This is a genomic window from Paenibacillus sp. FSL F4-0100 (genome assembly GCF_037993005.1).
Lineage (GTDB): Bacteria > Bacillota > Bacilli > Paenibacillales > Paenibacillaceae > Paenibacillus_AQ.
In genome coordinates, this window is the sequence record NZ_CP150303.1 from 1,344,001 (window position 1) to 1,361,292 (window position 17,292).

Here is a 17,292-nt window from a genome sequence, read left to right on the forward strand (position 1 = left end):
ATGTTCATTTGTGAAAGGTTCACCATATAATATGGCTGCACCACACGGTCACTTCATTGCAATGAACAAAAATAGCGTTGCTGCAGCAACGCTTCTGTATCCATTTGTTTACAAAATTGATCACTCAAGTACATCCGTGAAGCGAAAGACATCACCGTAATTAAATTCGGCGATGTCTTTCTTGCATTCAGCCACACAAACTTCAAAATCTACGGTTTGAATTTTTTCGTTTTTCTGCTGGCAGTATGGCCTCGATTACGTCCCAATGCTCAGCGATCTTTCCATCCTGTACGCGGAACAAATCGTAGAAAGCAGTATGTTGACCATCAAATAGACCTTCGCTCACTGTAAGAACAAAATTGCCTTGTCCGATTACATGATGGACATGAGTATATTGAAACTCAATATTTTTCTCCTTCAGAGCCTGCAAAGCAGCGTGAAGACCGGAAAGACCGTCTGCAATATGCGGACTATGCTGAATGTAGTTATCTCCATCAAAGTAAGAGGCAAGCAGGTCAGGGTTCTTCCCGAGCAAGATGTTCTCAACATAGCTTTTGACAAATGCTTTGTTGGCATCCGTCTTGTCGATATCCTTAATCGTAGCCGGTCCGTCAATCATCGTATGATTGCTTGGTGTCTTCTCCACCATCTCTTGCAAATTGTCCCAATGCTCGACGATTAGTCCATTCTCAAAACGGAAGATATCAAATACGATTTTAGGGCCGTGAAAATGATATATAGAATGAAGAGCCACATAATTTCCGTCGACTAAAGTACGCTTAATGCTTACCTTAGTACCAATCTCCTTTAAATGATCAAGTGCGCCAAGCATGGATTCACGACCATCGAGTAAGGCCTGGTTGTGCTGAATATATTGATCTGGATGAACGTAAGCCGTAATCGCTTCGGGGTTACCGCTCTCGAAACTTTCCAGTACGGCGACTGCCTTACGAACAAGCTCATTTTGATGGTTGGATGTCATTGGAATATCCTCCTTGGATTTTTTTTTTTTTTTTTTTTTTTTGGTCATCAGATAAATAATGAACAATACGTTGTTTATTTATCTGTTGCTCATTATAATAGAGGCTAATATAACGCTCAATATTCAATATTTTTAGTTATGATGGATAACGGACAACTCATAAAACTTTGTCGCTTAAAGACCTAAATAAATTTAGGGGGAACGAAATAATGAACAAGAAAACCGACCTAAGAATACTGCGCACGAAACAATCGATTCGAAAGGCGTTTTATGAGCTTATTCAGGAAAAGGGATATGAATCGATAACGATCCAGGATATTGCCGATCGGGCTATGATCAATCGAAACACTTTTTATCTCCACTACCAAAATAAGCCTGATTTATTAGATACATGTATGAATGAATTGTTGAGCGAATTAAAGGATGCGGTCGTTCTTTGTCCCATCAGCATGAATCCTTTCAGTATTTCTCTACTCGAAACAGTCATGCAAACTATACTGGAACATATTTCTCTAAATATGACCTTTTACCATTCCATGTTGATTGAAGAGAATAGAATCTATCAGTTTCAAGCGAAAATGGAGAATATCATTAAAGATAAATTAATTGAGGGGTGGAAACCTGCTCAGGGAAACTCCCCATTAGCGATATCCAAGGAATTGCTGCTTGAGTACCTCGGATCGTCTTACATGGGGATTGTAATTTGGTGGATTAAAAACGATAAACCCCTTCCTGCAGATGAAGTTTCATCTCAGTTTAGTAGAATCGTTGCCCACGGGCATTTAAGAGCTGCCGGCATCGCCGTCGAGGAATAAAATTAGCGAGGGGTAGAAGGAGCAGGGTTCAGATCTGCCCTTTACATTTGAATGACATGGTGCTAATATTGATTTCGATAGTTATAGAACTGCGGAAAACATGCGGGGAGGTGGGTACAGTGGGAGAAAATCAAGAAGATTTCGGGCAAGCGGTTAAAGTGTATAAAGCTTTGGGGGAACCAACCCGGCTGAAAATCGCTTTACTGCTCGCGAAAGAAAGCAATTTATGCTTCACCGCTGTCGGTGAAAGGCTTGAATCGGTTGCAGGCTCGACGCTATCGCATCATTTAAAGCAATTGACGGACTCTGGCTTGATTGATTCTCGCAAGAATGGATCGTTTATTCACTATAACGTCAATCGAGAAGTAGCGGAAAAATTTGCGCCCTTTTTGTTGGCGTAATTTTTTTTAAAAATCATTTCTATATATCTAGAACAATAGAATTGATAGAACTTATACTTGAATGAAGTTTTAGCGAACGAGTCGATTTGGAATGATCATTCAACAGTTTTTTACTAATCATCCCTATTCCATAATAAGAAGGAGTGAATAACTATGAGCGGTCAAACGAATACGATGGAGATTGGAATGAGCACCTTCCTCCATGCAAATCCCGGAAATGGCGGTGTCTTACATGCCCAGAGGCTGCGCCAGGCGATCGAAGAAATCCAATTGGCAGATCAGGTCGGCCTTGACGTCTATGCCATCGGCGAGCATCATCGCATCGAATACACAAGCTCATCGCCAGCTGTCATTCTGGCAGCAGCTGCAGCTACAACCAAGCGGATCCGGCTCTCGAGCGCAGTGACGGTGCTATCTTCGGACGATCCGGTGCGGGTATATCAGGACTTTGCAACGGTGGACGGTCTGTCGAACGGGCGAGCGGAGATCATGGCCGGACGGGGTTCGTTCATCGAATCGTTCCCGCTATTCGGCTATGACCTGAAAGATTACGAGGAATTGTATGAAGAGAAACTGGAACTGCTGTTGAAGATTCGCGCTTCCGAAAAGGTGACCTGGCGTGGCGGTCATCGCCCTGCGATTGACAACATGGGCGTCTATCCACGTGCACAACAGGAGCCTTTGCCTGTCTGGATCGGCACAGGGGGCAGCCCGGAATCGGCTGTTCGGGCCGGTTTGCTGGGACTTCCGATTGTCTTCTCTATCCTGGGCGGAGCGCCGCAGAGATTCGCACCTTTAGTGGGGCTTTATAAAGAAGCCGCGGTGAAAGCTGGTCACGATTCGAATAAGCTGCAAATTGCTATACATTCGCATGGCTTTATTTCGAATACGGCACAAGAGGCAGTTAAGCGGTATTACCCTGTCATGGCTGGCCAAATGAACCACATTGGACGGGAACGAGGCTGGTCTGGCCTATACACGTGACTCGTACGATTCAGCCCGCAGCCTTCACGGCGCTCTTTACGTCGGAGATCCCGAATACGTCGCAGAAAAAATCGTGCTGCTGCATAAGAACCTTGGCTTGACTCGCTTCATGATGTACAACGATTTCAGTTCGTTGCCGCATCGCGACTTGCTGCGGACGATTGAGCTTCTTGGCACCAAAGTAGCACCGATTGTCCGAAGGGAGCTCGCCCGCCAGACGTCTGGCCATAACGACTAAAGCAGAGGGCGAACGCTTGAAACGGGGAGGCTTGATTGGGCCGAGAAATGAAGTCGGCGAATTGAGCATTATTTTTTAAATATGACTTCTATAGATTTAGATCTGTTGAAATGAAAAGAGGAGAAATAGATGGGGAATTCATGGAAAATTTATATTCTGGCCATAGTCAGCTTTTTAGTCGGAACTTCGGAGTTTGTGATTGCTGGCATTTTGGATATGCTTGCAAGTGATATTGGAGTGTCGGTAGCGGCGGCCGGGCAGTTGATTACTACTCGCTTGCTTATGCCATCGGTACCCCGATTCTTATTGCACTCACGGCAAAAATGGATCGAAGAAAGCTTATCCTGTCGGCTTTGGGATTATTTTTCGTTGGGAATTTGATCACTGTCACAACTACAGGCTACGGCATGCTGCTCGGAGCAAGAATTATTTTGGCGATCAGCACGGGGGTATTTATGGTCGTCGCCCTGACGGTTGCCGCTAAAATATCTCATCCTGGAAAACAGGGCAGCGCTATCGCCACGGTTCTAGTGGGCTTTAACCTCGCACTTATTCTAGGGGTCCCGCTTGGGAGAATCATTGCGGGCTCACATGATTGGAGAATCATCTTCACGGGAGTCGGAGCCCTGAGCCTGATCGCGATGTTGGTCCTTTTGCTGGCGATTCCGAGATCGGAAGGAGAGGCACCCGTTCCTATTCGGGAACAGCTTGCCTTATTCAAAAGCCCCCGAATCACTGTCGCGCTTTCCATCAGTTTTTTCTGGATATTAGGCTACACGATGCTGTACACCTATATAACGCCGTTTCTTCTGGACATTACGGGGATGAGTGAAGGGATGGTAAACGTCGGGTTGTTTGCGTTTGGGCTGGCCAGTCTCATAGGCTCCCAAGCTGGCGGCTACGGTGCAGATAAATGGGGTATCCCCCGTACGATGATTGGAGGCTTGCTCTTTCACTCGGGAATATTATTGTTACTGACGGCGTTCTCCCATTCGTCCATGATCGTGTTGCCTTTGCTTATGTTATGGTCCTTTTTCGCTTGGTCGACGGGGCCGGTTCAACAAGTTTATTTAATCGGCATGGCTCCTCAGGCTTCGGGGATCATCCTGAGTTTGAACAATTCTATCGTGCAGTTGGGAATGGCCGTAGGGGCTGTAATTGGGGGTATCGTTGTAGACAGCATCTCTCTTGCAGCAGTTGGTTGGTTTGGCGGAGTCGGCGTCGCAATTGGACTCATCCCGGCTATTATTTCTTTATCCATGCATCGCCGATCTGCAGGTGGCGGAACGAAACGGAGCGTAACCGACAAAACGGAGGTTTAAAAACCAAGTCTCTATATAAGCTGAACAAATGATATCAGATCAGGTCGCCGATTTCTTCGGTGGCCTTCTGTGCATGTTAGCTTGATTACAGCTTCTGGGTCGGGTATTAAAAAGGTAGGTAACTACGCGAGGTGACAAGCTTCTTTCGCGCTTTTCGCCGATAGACCCGTTGAGCTGAACCGTATCACAAGTGACGGTGAAATTTTTGGCTTCACCGTGTATAAAAAGGCAGGAGGTGCCCTTATCCTGCCTTTTTGCGTGTTTTAGGTTTTGGTTTCTACTGTACTAAACTATCAAAATCCGGCTGCAATTTGTTCCGCAAAACATACAGCATGATGGCACCGACAAGGAATGCGACGGCATCCGCAATGACGAGCGACCAGATCACCCCGTGGAAGCCGTTCATCCAATTGGCGATATAGAGCACAGGAATCAGAGTAACTCCTTGAATAACGGACATAATAAACGCGGCCGTTCCTTGCGCTGTTCCTTGGAAAATCCCCGTAAACAACGTGGTCATTCCTGTAATGAACAAGGATAAGAATGTCACATGCAAAATGTAGCTGCCCATTTCAATTAATTGCGGGTCATTCGTAAATAAACCGATTAAGTGATCGGAAATCAGATAGACGATGACACCGAATACGACGGCTAACGCCACAATCGTTTTGATCGTAAATCCAATGGTTTGCTTCATCCGTAATTTATTCGCTGTAAAGGAAAAGGCAATGAGCGGCACGACTCCCTCGCATAAGCCCATCAGAATAAACTCAGGAAATTGCAATAAACGTGATGAAATTCCGTAAGCCGCTACGGCCGGATCTCCATATTCAATAAGAAAACGATTTAAGATGAGCGACATTGCACCCAAAAAGATACTCATAATAAAGACGGGAACTCCGATTTTAAATACATTGCTCAGAATCTCCTTGGAAGCCTTGAACCATTTTACGGAAACGGTTAAGAATTGGCTCTTGTAACCAATATGGAAGGTGTAGAATGCACTCGCAACCAAGTTGGAAATGACCGTAGCAGACGCAACGCCAATTACATCCCAATGAAACACGAAGATGACGAACGAATCGAGAATAATATTGACGACCACACTGAGAATCATACCGATCATCGATGTGATGGCTGCACCCTCCGAACGCACGATATTCTCCAGCGTGAAGAATAATACGACGATTGGTGAACCGATAAGCATAATCGTGACATAGGCCTTCGTGAATCCGAAGGAGTCAGGCGTTGCCCCCAGGCCATAAACGATGGGATCGATCAACGGGAGACCGACGGCCATCACAATCAGACCGAGAACCAAACTGCTGTAAAAAGCGAATGACGATACTTGCTTTACGTCATCATATTTTTTCTCTCCCAGCAATCGAGAGATGAATGTACCGCTACCCATGCCAATCAAGTTGCCTAGCGCCATGATAATTGCGAATAGCGGCAAGGTTAGCGCGAGTGCGGTTAACATGGCGGTATTGTGAAGTGTACCAAGGAAATAGGCATTCAAGATGGAATAGATGACACTCATTGACGTGCCTAGCATCATAGGTACAGCGAAGTGAGCTACGGCTTTTCCGACCGGGGCTTTTTCAAAGTAATAGAGGTTTTCTGCATCCATGCGGGTCACTACTTTCTTTATTTATTTTGAGTTCAATCTTACAGTGTTAGGTTGAACCTTACAGTGTTAGATGATATCATGAACCTATGAACCTGTAAAGTATAAACTTACACTGTTAGATAAAAGGGCGGATAACGATGAAAAAACAACAACCTCAGATTTCGGAGGATAGGATTTTGGAAGCCTCGTGGGAGTTACTTGGTGAGGAGGGGATCGAGAAATTCAGCATGAGACGATTGGCCGTTAGGCTAGGGATTCAGGCTCCCTCTATATACTGGTACTTTAAGAGCAAGCAGAATCTCTACCAGCGTCTGGCCAACCAGGTATCGAAAATCATTCTGGAGGAGTACCACTCCGAGGGGGACTGGAAGGAGCAACTGAAGGGACTTGCGGTAACGGTCCGAAGCGTGCTCAGCCGGTATCCTTGCTCCACGCAGCTCATGATGTCGACGCTGCCCCACGAACCGGACATCATCCGGTTCACCAACCGTATGCTGCTCTGCGTGGAATCGACGCCGCTTGAGCAAGAGCAAAAAATACAAGCGGTTCTTACGATTATGAATTATGTCTTCAACTTCGTTCTGGACGATTATGAGCACCAGCGCAATGTCTCCGCGATTCTTAAGGACCATGGAGCGGGAGCGCTTCCGGGTGAGGAAATGACTCGCCTTCTGGATTCCATGAGCGAGACGGATGCAGGACTGTTCCGGAGAATGTTCACGAACGGGCTGTTCGAACTGATGGGGACCGACAAGGCGTTCGAGTTCGGCTTGAAGCTGATTCTGCTCGGGATTGAGCAGGTGATAAAGGAGCAGGAGAAGTAGGAAGTAAGAACCGCCCATCCGGTGATCGGATGGGCGGTTTCGAATAGGCTTACCGTTTAGTCGCACCAAAATTCGCGCTATAGATGATACGGGGAACTGTATCACAAATAGTGGTAAAGCGGAGGGTTGAAATTATGGTTGAAGCGAAATTACTAATGCCCTTTTTGAAGAAGAACCTGTTACTACTTAGGTCTCCCCAGAATAGGGGGGGGTTGCTACTTGTAAGGAATATCCGCCATCCGTGTAGAAATATTATACAACGTAAGCTCGTCGTGCAGAAACGTCGAGTGACGATACCATCAAATTTGAACAAGCCAGTTTGTAAAGCTATGGGCGCATCTTGCAGGAGCAAGAGATCGAAGCGGAAATTACGCCTGCAATAGGATACTGCATCGAAAATGAACTGGCGGTACGTTTATGATATTATCCCCTTTAGGTAGACAGATAAGAGACTGACTCTTATTGTTAACTTGGAGGGGATTTTTCATGGGAAGAATTCAACATACGCATTCAGCTGAAACAAAATATAAAGCTGTTCAGATGTACCTTGAACAGGGCTTCGGGTATAAGCGAGTTGCTAAAAAGTTGGGTATTCCAGAGGCCACTATAAGGCGCTGGGTTAAATTTTACGAGAATGAAGGATTGCCGGGGCTTGAAGAGAAACGTGGGAAAACAACGGGGATTAATATAGGTAGACCAAGAAAGAATCCGTTAAGTCCTGAAGAGGAATTAATTAGATTACGTACAGAGAATGAATACTTAAAAAAGCTTTGGGCGCTACAAAGGGGGCGAAGCAAGCTATAAGTAGAATTACTCAGTATGTCGTTATAGAGCAGTTGGCAGTTGTTGCGGGACATAAAATCTCAATGCTTTGTGAAATAGCTCAAGTTTCTAGGAGTGGCTATTACAAATGGCAAAGAAGACGTTTTACGTCCTCACCTAAACAACTAGAGGATCAAGCTCTAAAGGAGAAGATACTAGAGGCCCATCAACGCCTGCGAGGCATATTAGGCTATCCGAGGATGCAAATATGGCTGAATAAAACGTATGGACTACATATTAACCGCAAAAGGGTTTACCGCTTAATGAAGCAAATGGGCATACAAGCACAAATCAGAAAGAAGAAAAAATTTCATGGTAAAAAGGAAGTATGCGTAGTATCTGACAATGTGTTGAACAGAGAGTTCCATGCAGACCGTCCTAATGAGAAGTGGGTCACTGATATTACTTACATACCGTATAATAAGAAAAACCTCTACCTGTCTACCATATATGATCTTTATAATAACGAAATCATCGCGTACAACATAAGCACCAAAAATGATCTAGAACTTGTGATTGATACATTGGAGAAGGCTCGAAGTACCCGTAAAACAAAAGGAGTTCTTCTTCATAGTGATCAAGGGTATCAATATACTTCCAGACGTTTTAATAAACTGATGAAGCAATACAAAATGAAAGCCAGTATGTCTAGAAAAGGTAAATGTTTGGATAATGCATGTATGGAGAGTTTCTTTGGGCATTTCAAAACAGAATGTTTATACCTGGAATCATTTGAGTCGGAAGAGGCTCTTGTTACTGGTATTCATGAATACATACGGTTTTACAATTACGATAGATTCCAAGCAAAACTAAACAACCTTAGTCCTGTAGAGTACCGAACTAAGGCTGCTTAATGTTTTCAGTTTTAATACTGTCTACTTGACGGGGGTAATATCATTACACTAGAGCGTGTCTTTAAACTAAATTAGCCATAACGTAGAGGAATTTAAGGAATCAAGTTTTATCCCAACCTGAGGATAAGAACTTGATTCCATTGACATAAAGGACGGTGCTTGTTCAATCATCTACAGACCTTGCCTTAGCTGGGTAAGGGGGAGGCAGTTACACACCTCAAACGAATTACTAATCCGTAATGTTTCCGCACCAGCGAGTGATTCCTTCATTTATGGTTTGCATTGGATTCGGATCGGATAGAGGAATCGCCCAGGCAATATGTCCATCCGGCCGAATAAGCGCCGTGTGGACGTCGTTCCAATCCGCGTCTGCCTCAGCCAAAGAGGCATGTACAACTTGAAGATGGCTATACGTTTCCCATTGGCCGCTATTCTGTTCATTAGAATGGAAATGCAACAGAAGAAAAGTACCTTTGTGCAGGAGCGGATAGGAGTTCACCAATTGCCCGTCTTTCAGCTTTAAGCTGAGATCCTTGAACCGTTTCCCATTTAATGGATGGAAAGGCGCTTGGGCGTCGGGTGCATAATGTACATCCATTGCGGAAATTTGTGCAGCGATTTGATAATTAGCCTCCGGTATTTGAATCAGACCAGCCAGCATGCTTCGCAGTTCCGTGATGGGAGGAGTCACGTCCAGAAGCAGGGTTTGGACCTCGGTATTCCGGAGCAAGGCCGTATTCCATGGAAAACGTTCGGCATGATAACTGTCCAATAGCCAGTCCGGGGCCCAGCCTTTGATTGCTCCTGCAAGCTTCCAGCCTAAGTTCATCGCTTCTTGTAAGCCGACGTTCATTCCCTGTCCGCCAGCGGGAAAATGAATGTGCGCCGAATCTCCCGCCAAGAACAATCGACCATTCCGATAGCGTCCCGCTTGCCGCGTAGCATTTCCGAAACGGGACATCCATTTCACATCGTTCAATCCCAAGTCGCTTCCGGTCGTACGGATGAGCGATGAACGAAACTCTTCCAATGTAACGGTCTCATCCTTAGAGATGTTACGTCTCTCCATATCGATCATCAAGACTCGATAAATATGATCATTGATTGGCATGATGCTGACCAATCCTTTTTCTGTAATCCGGGATATGACACTCATAGGAGCTAAATCAGATAGAACGGCATCGCCCAGAATCGCCGTGAAGGTCGCATCTGTACCTTCGAATGAAATATTTGCATGTTTGCGAACCAAACTTCTAGCTCCATCCGTACCTACCACATAAGCTGATCTTAACGTTGTTTCTCCATGAGGTCCCGCGATCTTAACGTCAACCCCATCCTCATCCTGGTGCACAGATAGAGCCTCAACCTCTCTCCAGACCTCTGCGCCAAGGCTAAGCGCCCATTCCTCCAGCACCTTCTCCGTCTCACTCTGCGGTAAAAAGAGGGTGTGATTGGAAGAAGAATCCAACAGCGAGAAATCCAAAGGGGTTTCTAATCCGGCAAAATGTCCTCTCGAAAGTAAGCGGCCTTGACTGATTAATTGTGATTTCACTCCACGCATATCTAATATTTCAAGGGTTCGTGGATGCACGGTAAGCGCACGTGAATATGGAGTTGTCTCTTTTAATCGCTCAATAATGCAGACCTTTACACCGGCTAATGCCAATTCCCCAGCCAACATCATGCCGACAGGTCCGCCACCGATAAGGATGACTTCATATTTCATATAAAAAACCTCTTTTCTTAAACATTATGGGAAAATCACGATAGCGTCTATTTCGATAAGCCATTCAGGATCGGCTAGTGCTTGAACGCCTATATAGGTACTTGCTGTCTTCGGCCAGTTAGGGCCAAACACATGGAATCCTGCGTCAAAAATAATCGAAATCAGTTCCGAGTTGTGGTTTACCACAAAAATATTCATTTTTGCAATGTACAATGGATCCGCTCGCACGGCTTCCAATGCATACTTAAGATTGGTGAACACTTGAATCGCTTGCGCGTAATAGTCCCCTGAACCGACCAATGCTCCCGTTTCATCTACAGAAACCTGACCTGAGATGAAGGCCAGTTTGGAGACAGTAGTTACCACGACATGAGAAATTACAGATGTAACCTTATCCGTCAATGTCTTCGGATTCACGATTTCCATAGGCAGGTATGCTCCTCCTTCATTAAATATTGTTTCGTTAGAATCTTTTTTTATTGTTTGTTAAAAAGAGAGTGACAAAAGTTATATATAATTTTTGTTTCATATGAAACAATATTATTGTACTTGGTCACTCTTTATTCTGTCAACTCCAAGCTCAATATGAGTATGCCCGTTTGTTTCTCAGAGAACAATCTATGATATAATAAAACAAATAAGTCGAGGAGCCAGCATAATCATGGATACTGCCAGTAAGAACAAAACCGCCATTCATGAATTTTTCGTTCAGTTTCTTGAGCAAAAAGAGCAATATGAAACCCGAATAACTGCCACATACCTGGAGGATATCCGGAAGCATATTGAATCGGAATTCAGCTTGAATATGACGGAACTGCACACCATTGCGTGCATCGGAGAGCAGGAGCCGATCAATCTCACTTCCATCGCGGAGAGAATGAATTTAAGTAAAGGAAATACCTCCAAGATCGCAAATAAATTACTAAAGGCAGGTTGGGTGCGAAAAGCCCAGCTCAACGACAACAAAAAGGAAGTGTATTTTCGGCTAACGCCTGTCGGCAAAAAGCTATTTGCTGCTCATGATGAGCTTCATGCGAAGGAAAAGCAAAGAATGTACGAATTTTTGGAAAGATATAACGAAAGTGAGCTCGAATTTATTAAACGGCTGTTTGGAGATATGGTTGACTTCTATCGCTAACGTACCTTAACAAACTGTACATATGTTAGACATCAATAACAATTGGGGATGCAGTTCAAGTGAGAGGCTGCTTTTAGTTAATCAATCGGGCGGTCTATTAAAGTATGTATAGGATCGTCGATTTTTGGAAAAAAATACGCCGCGGTTTTAATGCAAGAAGCAATCCGGCCAAAGGTACCTTCAAGGTCCAGAGAAAGCCGCTCGTTCCCCGACAGGGGAACTGAGCGGCAACATGATGCAGGATCAGGGAATGACCGCGGTCCGTTGTACATTTCTTATTATCTGCTAGACAGAAGTGTATTTAGATTTGATTGATTAAATGAATCCACCATTAACACGGATGGTTTGTCCCGTACCCACTGCGATTCTTCGCTCGCAAGAAAGAGGATCACACCTGCAATGTCCCCGGTCTCTCCGAGACGTCCAAAGGCGTTCATGTTGGCTAGTCCCTGGATTTGTTCGGGTGTTTTGCCAACCGTGAAAAGCTCGGTATTTATAGGGCCAGGTGCTACAGCATTAATCGTTATTTTTCTATTTCCAAGCTCCTTGGCCAATTGTCGCGTGAATTGTTCAACGGCTCCTTTGGAGCCCGCATAAAGACTGTACGCAGGGAACATCTGACCCGCCACTGAAGTGGAGAAGTTGATAATACGGCCATTCGCGTTTAAATGCTTAGCAGCAAGCTGGCATGAAAAATAGGTCCCTTTGACATTAATCGCAAATAGCTGGTCGTAATCCGCTTCCGTAACATCGCCAACAGGTTTTGTAATGATGGTCCCCGCGTTATTCACCACAATATCAAGCTTTCCGAACGTTCTCATTGTTTCTTGATAGAGGATCTTCAACTCGCTCAATCGGCTGATATCGGCCTGAATTGCTGCCGCTTCTCCGCCATTCCTTTGAATATTCTGTACAACTTCTGCCGCCTGATCTGCACGATTCGCAAAATTGATAACCACCTTGGCGCCATGATTCGCTAAATACTCGGCAATTGTTCTGCCGATTCCTCTGGATGCTCCAGTGACCAAGGCAACTTTGCCTGCAAGCTTCTTATCCATTTCAGCAATCTCTCCTTTCTAATGTGTTTTAAAGGGGAACATTAAGCAAACGGGTAATCCATAAAGACGATTCCTTCAACAGACGGGCCAATGGATTGCAATAAACTTTGATGCAGGGGATGCTGAATATAATCTCGGCAAGCCTGTTGATCCTCAAAAGTGACACGTATCCCCAGCGTAAATCCCTGCATAAGCTCTATTTCCTCCGTAACGTTAATCCCGGCGCTAAGTTCCACGATCCCCGGAATGTTCCCTTTAAAGTCATGTGCGCGCTTTATTGCACTTTCTTTTACTTCAATAGAAACATCGGGCTTGAATTTCAATAGCACGATATGCTCAAACATCTTACTCCCTCCAAGGTTTCTGTTTATTTTTGACTTTGGAGCTGCTTCAATTGGGAGAGCTCCTTCATCCATTTCACGAAATTGTCGGTTACAAGATCAAGGTACTGAATGGTAGGTTCATCGGTCAGCTCACCCTTCTCATCAAGCTTCTCATGAACAAGACCAATGTACATTTCATTTCCAGGCAACAGCGGTGAGGAAATACCGGATGCGAACAGAATGTCACGCAGATGGCCCTGCGCTTTGACCGATCCCAACAATCCCATGGAAGATCCGACGATCCATGAGGGCTTCCCAATCATGACTCGATCCACGCGGGATAACCAGTCAATCGCGTTCACCATGACGCCGGGAATGGTCGAATTATATTCCGGAGTGATCCATAACACCGCGTCGGCAGCCGCGACTTTCGCCTTAAATCAATAACCGGCTGCGGTGGAACGGACTCGATATCCTGATCGTAAAAGGGGAGATCCCGAATGTTCAGCACATCCAACCTGAAAAAGATGCTGATAACGGTTTTGAATATAACGGGCTAACTTCAGGTTGTATGAATCTTTGCGAATGCTTCGGACTATGGCGGCTACTTTCATTTTCATCACCTCAATGATAGGGTCTGAATGGAGTTGAACAGGTGGGGCCGATCATCACTGTCTATCCATTCTTGCTATTCCTCCTAAGGAGGACATAAACTAGTCTAAATGGACCCGAAGAGGCTAGGAAGAGATCTAGTTATCGTAGGATTGGGAATCCTACGTTCATGAATGGGTAGGAGGCATGGAGAACATGGCAAACAGATTGGACCGTTATGAGGAATTGTCCCGTTTTTTGCGTTCGCGCCGTGAACGAATAACCCCAGAGCAAGCAGGGTTGCCGGATTCCGGACGCAGACGAACACCCGGACTTCGCCGCAGCGAGGTAGCTCTGCTGGCACACGTGGGATTGGATTGGTACACCTATTTGGAACAAGGGCGTCATATCAACGTATCCGCTGAGGTCCTTGACCGAATAGCGAAAGTGCTTCGGTTAGATGAATCGGAACGCAGGCATCTGTACCATCTGGCCCGTAAGCAATTTCCCTTGACCGGTACAAAGCAACGCTCTAAGGTAACTCCGGAACTTCAACGTTTTTTGGATAGCCAGAACCTTTCCCCAACGAATGTCATGGATGCGCGCATGAACATCATTGCATGGAATGAAGCCTACTGCGCATTGAATGGGAATCTCGCGGTTATGTCGGATCGGGAGCGGAATTTGGTCTGGATGACGTTTACTTCTCCCCGTTTCCGCTATGTAAAGGGCGACCAATGGGAACAGCATGCTCGGCGAATCGTTGCTAACTTCCATGCCGGGTATGCGCGTCACGTCGACGATCCTTGGTGGTCCGAGCATTTCGAGGCGCTTTCACAGGCTAGCAGGGAGTTTCGAGAATTTTGGGATTCCCATGAGGTTCTCGATGCTATTGATGCACCTAAGACGCTGCATTGTCCGAATCTCGGGATCTTGAATTTTGATCTTGTTTCGTTTCATTACTTGAACGACTCTAATTTGACCGTTTCCATTCATGTTCCTCATCCAGATGGCACGGTGGATAAGATGCAGCAACTGTTAATTGATTATCAGAGCCACCATTCAGAGCAGCTCGAATCTTCTTCAAGAGTTTAGTATAGGAAGGTAATCAGAATTCTTATTAGGCATGAATCAAGATCTCCGAGCGGATGTCTAATCATTTCGCTCTATGGTGAAACGGAGAACCGTATCGCAAATAACGGCAAGTTTTAAATATGCTCCCCTTTAAGTAAGCAGGTTTAATAAATAAACCGGCTACTTCAGAGGAGCATATCAGTTGCCGTGGATGTCGAATTCTTTGGTGTCTTTTAAAATTGTTTTACCACATCATCTGAATCAGTGGAGTAAGCCAGCTCTTTCTGTGCTTCCAGAGCGGCCAGTCTGTCCACCAGGGCTGCCCGGATTTGCTCATAAGCGTCACTGCCCAACGCCATACGTATCGGACCCTCTCCCTGGTCGACTCGGCGGATAATCTGCTGCGCCATTTTATCCGGATCGCCGACAACCATTTGATTGAACATGCTCATATCTATACCAGGCAGTTCTCCTTTCATCAGGCTAACGAATTGGCCCGCCTCCGTATCCCGGTATTCGTCCATCCGCTCGCCGAATACGGCGTTGCTTGTAATGAAATTCGTTCGGATTCCGCCGGGCTCCACCATAGTGGTCTTAATATTGAACGGAGCCACTTCCTTAGCTAGCGCTTCAAAGGCTCCTTCGACCGCCCATTTCGAAGAGCAATACAGTCCCATACCCGGAATAGAATAATGACCCGCCATACTCGAAATCTGTACCATGTGACCGCCGCCCTGCTTACGGAAAAAGGGCAGGACTGCACGCGCTGCACGTAGGGAGCCAAGCACATTGGTCATAAACTGATGCTCAATTTGCCTGTCGCTTGCTTCTTCCACTGCGCCATACAAGCCATAGGCTGCATTATTGACAAACACATCGATCGTGCCCAGTTCTAAAAATGCACGTTCCACCACTTCAGCAATTTGCTGAGAGTTTGTCAGATCTAAATTAGCCTGCCAAAGTTGTGAGCCATACTGTGCCTGCAGATCATCCAGCACCCCAGGCTTGCGTACCGTTGCGGCTACACGGTCCCCCCTATCAAGCAACCGGCGAGTTATACGTGAAGCCAAGCCTCCTGACGCTCCTGTAATGAACCATGTTTGCATACTAAATACCCTCCAATCGTTGTCTTCCACTGAATCATACAAGCAACTGGAGGGTGCTAGCCACAGCACGTCTATTCTATTAACAGGAGTAACAGTCTACGGTAGCTGCCTGTCCTGCTCAAGTAAACGCAATAATCTCTCCTCCGTGCCTGAACCGGGCACCGGAACAAAGAAACACCAGTGCAGTCCCGGGTCATTATCGATTACAGCCGCGGAATGGAGCTCGAACTCCATCTCCTGTGCGTCAGGAACACGGAATAAAGCGGTGGCTACGCGTTTTTGTTTGATTTCATATAGCTCCCAGAAATGTACGAACTCCACGCTTTCCCGCGTCAAGCGTTCAAACCGTTCCATATATAACGGGTTGTTCTTGTAAAGATCGAAGCCTGCCCGCAGAACGGCTACAGAGTAACGGGCAGCGCCTTCCCAATTCACCAGTCTGTTGCGGTAATCAGGCTTTAAAAACATAATGTCCATCATATTCCGTTCGTTGTCCGGCAGACTGCCGAAATCGGCTACGATCAGTTCAGCCGCCCGATTCCAAGCGATAACATCCGTACCTTCGTCTGTGATAAAAGAAGGATAATGCAGTTGATTTACGATTTTCTGCAGAACTCCCGTATCCGGCCCACCGTTATTTGGCACTGTGACGACGCTCGCCACATCTACATTGGCCAGATCGAATAGATGCTTCTGCTCGTCTTCGTCAAGCTGAAGCGCTTTGCTGATACTTAGCAGCACTTCCGGCGAAGGATTAACCTCCTTGCCTTGCTCCAGCCAGGCATAGTAAGTCACGCTTATATTGGCAAGATAAGAGACTTCTTCTCTTCGAAGTCCCGGAGTGCGTCTTCGTCCGGGCAGCGGCTGAATCCCGGCCTCTGAAGGCTGCAACCGTTCTCTGCGCGATTTAAGGAAGTCACCCAATGCGGATGAGGAACGATTCATTTTCAAGTGGGTCACCTCTATTTACTCATATGGAAGATACATATCGCTATTAACCAAATAGACCAAAAGCACTCTATACATGATTATTATAGTCTCTGTTGAATGCCGTTTCTACAAAAGAGAACCAACGAGATGCAATTGTCTCGTGAGATTCAAGGGCTTTTCCTTAGATAGGAAAAGCCCTTTCTACATCCTCGTGAATGCGAAATGAAAGTCTGTTACATTAATTCTCTTGTAGTAATGCTATTAATCCTGCCGTATTTATTACATTCCGAGGTGTATTTAATTCTGGCTGAAAGAAGAAATCGGCATAGGCCAATTGTTCTAATGTGCATCCGGTTTGAATCGCGAGGGAGACCGTATTGATATTAGCAGTCAAATCAACTTTAGGCATGATTTGTCCTCCTATAATCTCTAAAGTTGTTGGATCGTAAACCAGCTTGAACATAACGGTCGTCT

The 17,292-nt window shown here is 45.6% G+C and carries 15 protein-coding genes and 4 pseudogenes; 9 read left to right on the forward strand and 10 right to left on the reverse strand.

Annotation, left to right across the window (positions count from 1 at the left end; translation table 11 throughout):
• Positions 1–202 precede the first annotated feature (202 nt).
• Positions 203–982, reverse strand: a complete 780-nt coding sequence (locus tag MHH48_RS05885; protein WP_076326491.1) for a nuclear transport factor 2 family protein — start codon at positions 980–982, stop codon at positions 203–205.
• A 209-nt stretch (positions 983–1,191) separates the two neighbouring features.
• Between MHH48_RS05885 and MHH48_RS05890 the strand changes: the two genes are divergently transcribed.
• From MHH48_RS05890 to MHH48_RS05905, 4 genes and pseudogenes are all read left to right on the forward strand, one after another.
• Positions 1,192–1,797, forward strand: a complete 606-nt coding sequence (locus MHH48_RS05890; RefSeq protein ID WP_076326490.1) for a TetR/AcrR family transcriptional regulator — start codon at positions 1,192–1,194, stop codon at positions 1,795–1,797.
• A 119-nt stretch (positions 1,798–1,916) separates the two neighbouring features.
• Positions 1,917–2,198 carry a metalloregulator ArsR/SmtB family transcription factor gene (locus MHH48_RS05895; protein WP_076326489.1) on the forward strand — a complete coding sequence of 94 codons (282 nt, stop codon included), beginning with the start codon at positions 1,917–1,919 and terminating at the stop codon, positions 2,196–2,198.
• A gap of 153 nt (positions 2,199–2,351) precedes the next feature.
• Positions 2,352–3,420, forward strand: a pseudogene (locus MHH48_RS05900) (Atu2307/SP_0267 family LLM class monooxygenase).
• Positions 3,421–3,549: 129 nt separating this feature from the next.
• A pseudogene (locus tag MHH48_RS05905) lies at positions 3,550–4,742 on the forward strand (MFS transporter).
• Positions 4,743–5,019: 277 nt separating this feature from the next.
• Here MHH48_RS05905 and MHH48_RS05910 read toward each other — a convergent pair.
• On the reverse strand, positions 5,020–6,372 hold the full coding sequence (locus tag MHH48_RS05910) for an MATE family efflux transporter (RefSeq protein WP_340390636.1): 1,353 nt from the start codon (positions 6,370–6,372) through the stop codon (positions 5,020–5,022).
• 137 nt (positions 6,373–6,509) lie between these two features.
• Here MHH48_RS05910 and MHH48_RS05915 point away from each other — a divergent pair, with 137 nt between their 5' ends.
• The 3 genes from MHH48_RS05915 (at position 6,510) to MHH48_RS05925 (ending at position 8,872) form a co-directional block, all read left to right on the forward strand.
• Positions 6,510–7,196, forward strand: coding sequence for a TetR/AcrR family transcriptional regulator C-terminal domain-containing protein (locus tag MHH48_RS05915; RefSeq protein ID WP_340390638.1), 687 nt, complete (start codon positions 6,510–6,512; stop codon positions 7,194–7,196).
• Between the two features lie 486 nt (positions 7,197–7,682).
• Positions 7,683–8,000 (forward strand): helix-turn-helix domain-containing protein, encoded by a 318-nt coding sequence (locus MHH48_RS05920; protein ID WP_340390640.1) that lies wholly within the window; start codon positions 7,683–7,685, stop codon positions 7,998–8,000.
• Positions 7,967–8,872: an IS3 family transposase gene (locus tag MHH48_RS05925; protein WP_076322661.1), complete on the forward strand. Its 906-nt coding sequence runs from the start codon at positions 7,967–7,969 to the stop codon at positions 8,870–8,872. Before MHH48_RS05920 ends, MHH48_RS05925 begins: the two co-directional genes overlap by 34 nt.
• A 229-nt stretch (positions 8,873–9,101) precedes the next feature.
• On the opposite strand, the gene MHH48_RS05930 is transcribed toward MHH48_RS05925, so the two are convergent.
• Both MHH48_RS05930 and MHH48_RS05935 read right to left on the reverse strand, forming a co-directional pair.
• Positions 9,102–10,598, reverse strand: coding sequence for a monooxygenase (locus MHH48_RS05930; RefSeq protein WP_076322701.1), 1,497 nt, complete (start codon positions 10,596–10,598; stop codon positions 9,102–9,104).
• Positions 10,599–10,622: 24 nt separating this feature from the next.
• On the reverse strand, positions 10,623–11,024 hold the full coding sequence (locus MHH48_RS05935; protein ID WP_076322702.1) for a RidA family protein: 402 nt from the start codon (positions 11,022–11,024) through the stop codon (positions 10,623–10,625).
• 235 nt (positions 11,025–11,259) lie between these two features.
• Here MHH48_RS05935 and MHH48_RS05940 point away from each other — a divergent pair, with 235 nt between their 5' ends.
• Positions 11,260–11,736 carry a MarR family transcriptional regulator gene (locus MHH48_RS05940; RefSeq protein ID WP_076322703.1) on the forward strand — a complete coding sequence of 159 codons (477 nt, stop codon included), beginning with the start codon at positions 11,260–11,262 and terminating at the stop codon, positions 11,734–11,736.
• A gap of 315 nt (positions 11,737–12,051) precedes the next feature.
• Here MHH48_RS05940 and MHH48_RS05945 read toward each other — a convergent pair.
• The 3 genes and pseudogenes from MHH48_RS05945 to MHH48_RS05955 all read right to left on the reverse strand — a co-directional run bounded on the left by MHH48_RS05945 (position 12,052) and on the right by MHH48_RS05955 (position 13,731).
• Positions 12,052–12,794, reverse strand: a pseudogene (locus MHH48_RS05945) (SDR family oxidoreductase).
• A 41-nt stretch (positions 12,795–12,835) separates the two neighbouring features.
• Positions 12,836–13,138 (reverse strand): Dabb family protein, encoded by a 303-nt coding sequence (locus MHH48_RS05950; RefSeq protein WP_076322704.1) that lies wholly within the window; start codon positions 13,136–13,138, stop codon positions 12,836–12,838.
• 23 nt (positions 13,139–13,161) lie between these two features.
• Positions 13,162–13,731 (reverse strand): annotated as a pseudogene (locus MHH48_RS05955) (NADPH-dependent FMN reductase).
• Positions 13,732–13,924: 193 nt separating this feature from the next.
• Between MHH48_RS05955 and MHH48_RS05960 the strand changes: the two are divergent.
• Positions 13,925–14,803, forward strand: a complete 879-nt coding sequence (locus MHH48_RS05960) for a helix-turn-helix transcriptional regulator (protein ID WP_083659659.1) — start codon at positions 13,925–13,927, stop codon at positions 14,801–14,803.
• A gap of 212 nt (positions 14,804–15,015) precedes the next feature.
• Here MHH48_RS05960 and MHH48_RS05965 read toward each other — a convergent pair whose 3' ends face one another.
• From MHH48_RS05965 to MHH48_RS05975, 3 genes are all read right to left on the reverse strand, one after another.
• Positions 15,016–15,888, reverse strand: coding sequence for an SDR family oxidoreductase (locus MHH48_RS05965; protein ID WP_076322706.1), 873 nt, complete (start codon positions 15,886–15,888; stop codon positions 15,016–15,018).
• A gap of 96 nt (positions 15,889–15,984) precedes the next feature.
• Entirely contained in the window at positions 15,985–16,833 is an 849-nt protein-coding gene (locus MHH48_RS05970) for a helix-turn-helix transcriptional regulator (protein ID WP_036659748.1), read from the reverse strand.
• Between the two features lie 223 nt (positions 16,834–17,056).
• The gene (locus MHH48_RS05975; protein WP_340390644.1) at positions 17,057–17,281 is read right to left on the reverse strand and encodes a hypothetical protein; all 225 of its coding nucleotides are present in this window, start codon (positions 17,279–17,281) and stop codon (positions 17,057–17,059) included.
• Positions 17,282–17,292: the final 11 nt, after the last annotated feature.

Bases quoted from the DNA above. Each gene is read 5' to 3' on its own strand.
- MHH48_RS05885 (WP_076326491.1), bottom strand. From the start codon at position 982: ATGACATCCAACCATCAAAATGAGCTTGTTCGTAAGGCAGTCGCCGTA.
- MHH48_RS05890 (WP_076326490.1), top strand. From the start codon at position 1,192: ATGAACAAGAAAACCGACCTAAGAATACTGCGCACGAAACAATCGATT.
- MHH48_RS05910 (WP_340390636.1), bottom strand. From the start codon at position 6,372: ATGGATGCAGAAAACCTCTATTACTTTGAAAAAGCCCCGGTCGGAAAA.
- MHH48_RS05915 (WP_340390638.1), top strand. From the start codon at position 6,510: ATGAAAAAACAACAACCTCAGATTTCGGAGGATAGGATTTTGGAAGCC.
- MHH48_RS05920 (WP_340390640.1), top strand. From the start codon at position 7,683: ATGGGAAGAATTCAACATACGCATTCAGCTGAAACAAAATATAAAGCT.
- MHH48_RS05930 (WP_076322701.1), bottom strand. From the start codon at position 10,598: ATGAAATATGAAGTCATCCTTATCGGTGGCGGACCTGTCGGCATGATG.
- MHH48_RS05935 (WP_076322702.1), bottom strand. From the start codon at position 11,024: ATGGAAATCGTGAATCCGAAGACATTGACGGATAAGGTTACATCTGTA.
- MHH48_RS05940 (WP_076322703.1), top strand. From the start codon at position 11,260: ATGGATACTGCCAGTAAGAACAAAACCGCCATTCATGAATTTTTCGTT.
- MHH48_RS05950 (WP_076322704.1), bottom strand. From the start codon at position 13,138: ATGTTTGAGCATATCGTGCTATTGAAATTCAAGCCCGATGTTTCTATT.
- MHH48_RS05960 (WP_083659659.1), top strand. From the start codon at position 13,925: ATGGCAAACAGATTGGACCGTTATGAGGAATTGTCCCGTTTTTTGCGT.
- MHH48_RS05965 (WP_076322706.1), bottom strand. From the start codon at position 15,888: ATGCAAACATGGTTCATTACAGGAGCGTCAGGAGGCTTGGCTTCACGT.
- MHH48_RS05970 (WP_036659748.1), bottom strand. From the start codon at position 16,833: ATGAATCGTTCCTCATCCGCATTGGGTGACTTCCTTAAATCGCGCAGA.
- MHH48_RS05975 (WP_340390644.1), bottom strand. From the start codon at position 17,281: ATGTTCAAGCTGGTTTACGATCCAACAACTTTAGAGATTATAGGAGGA.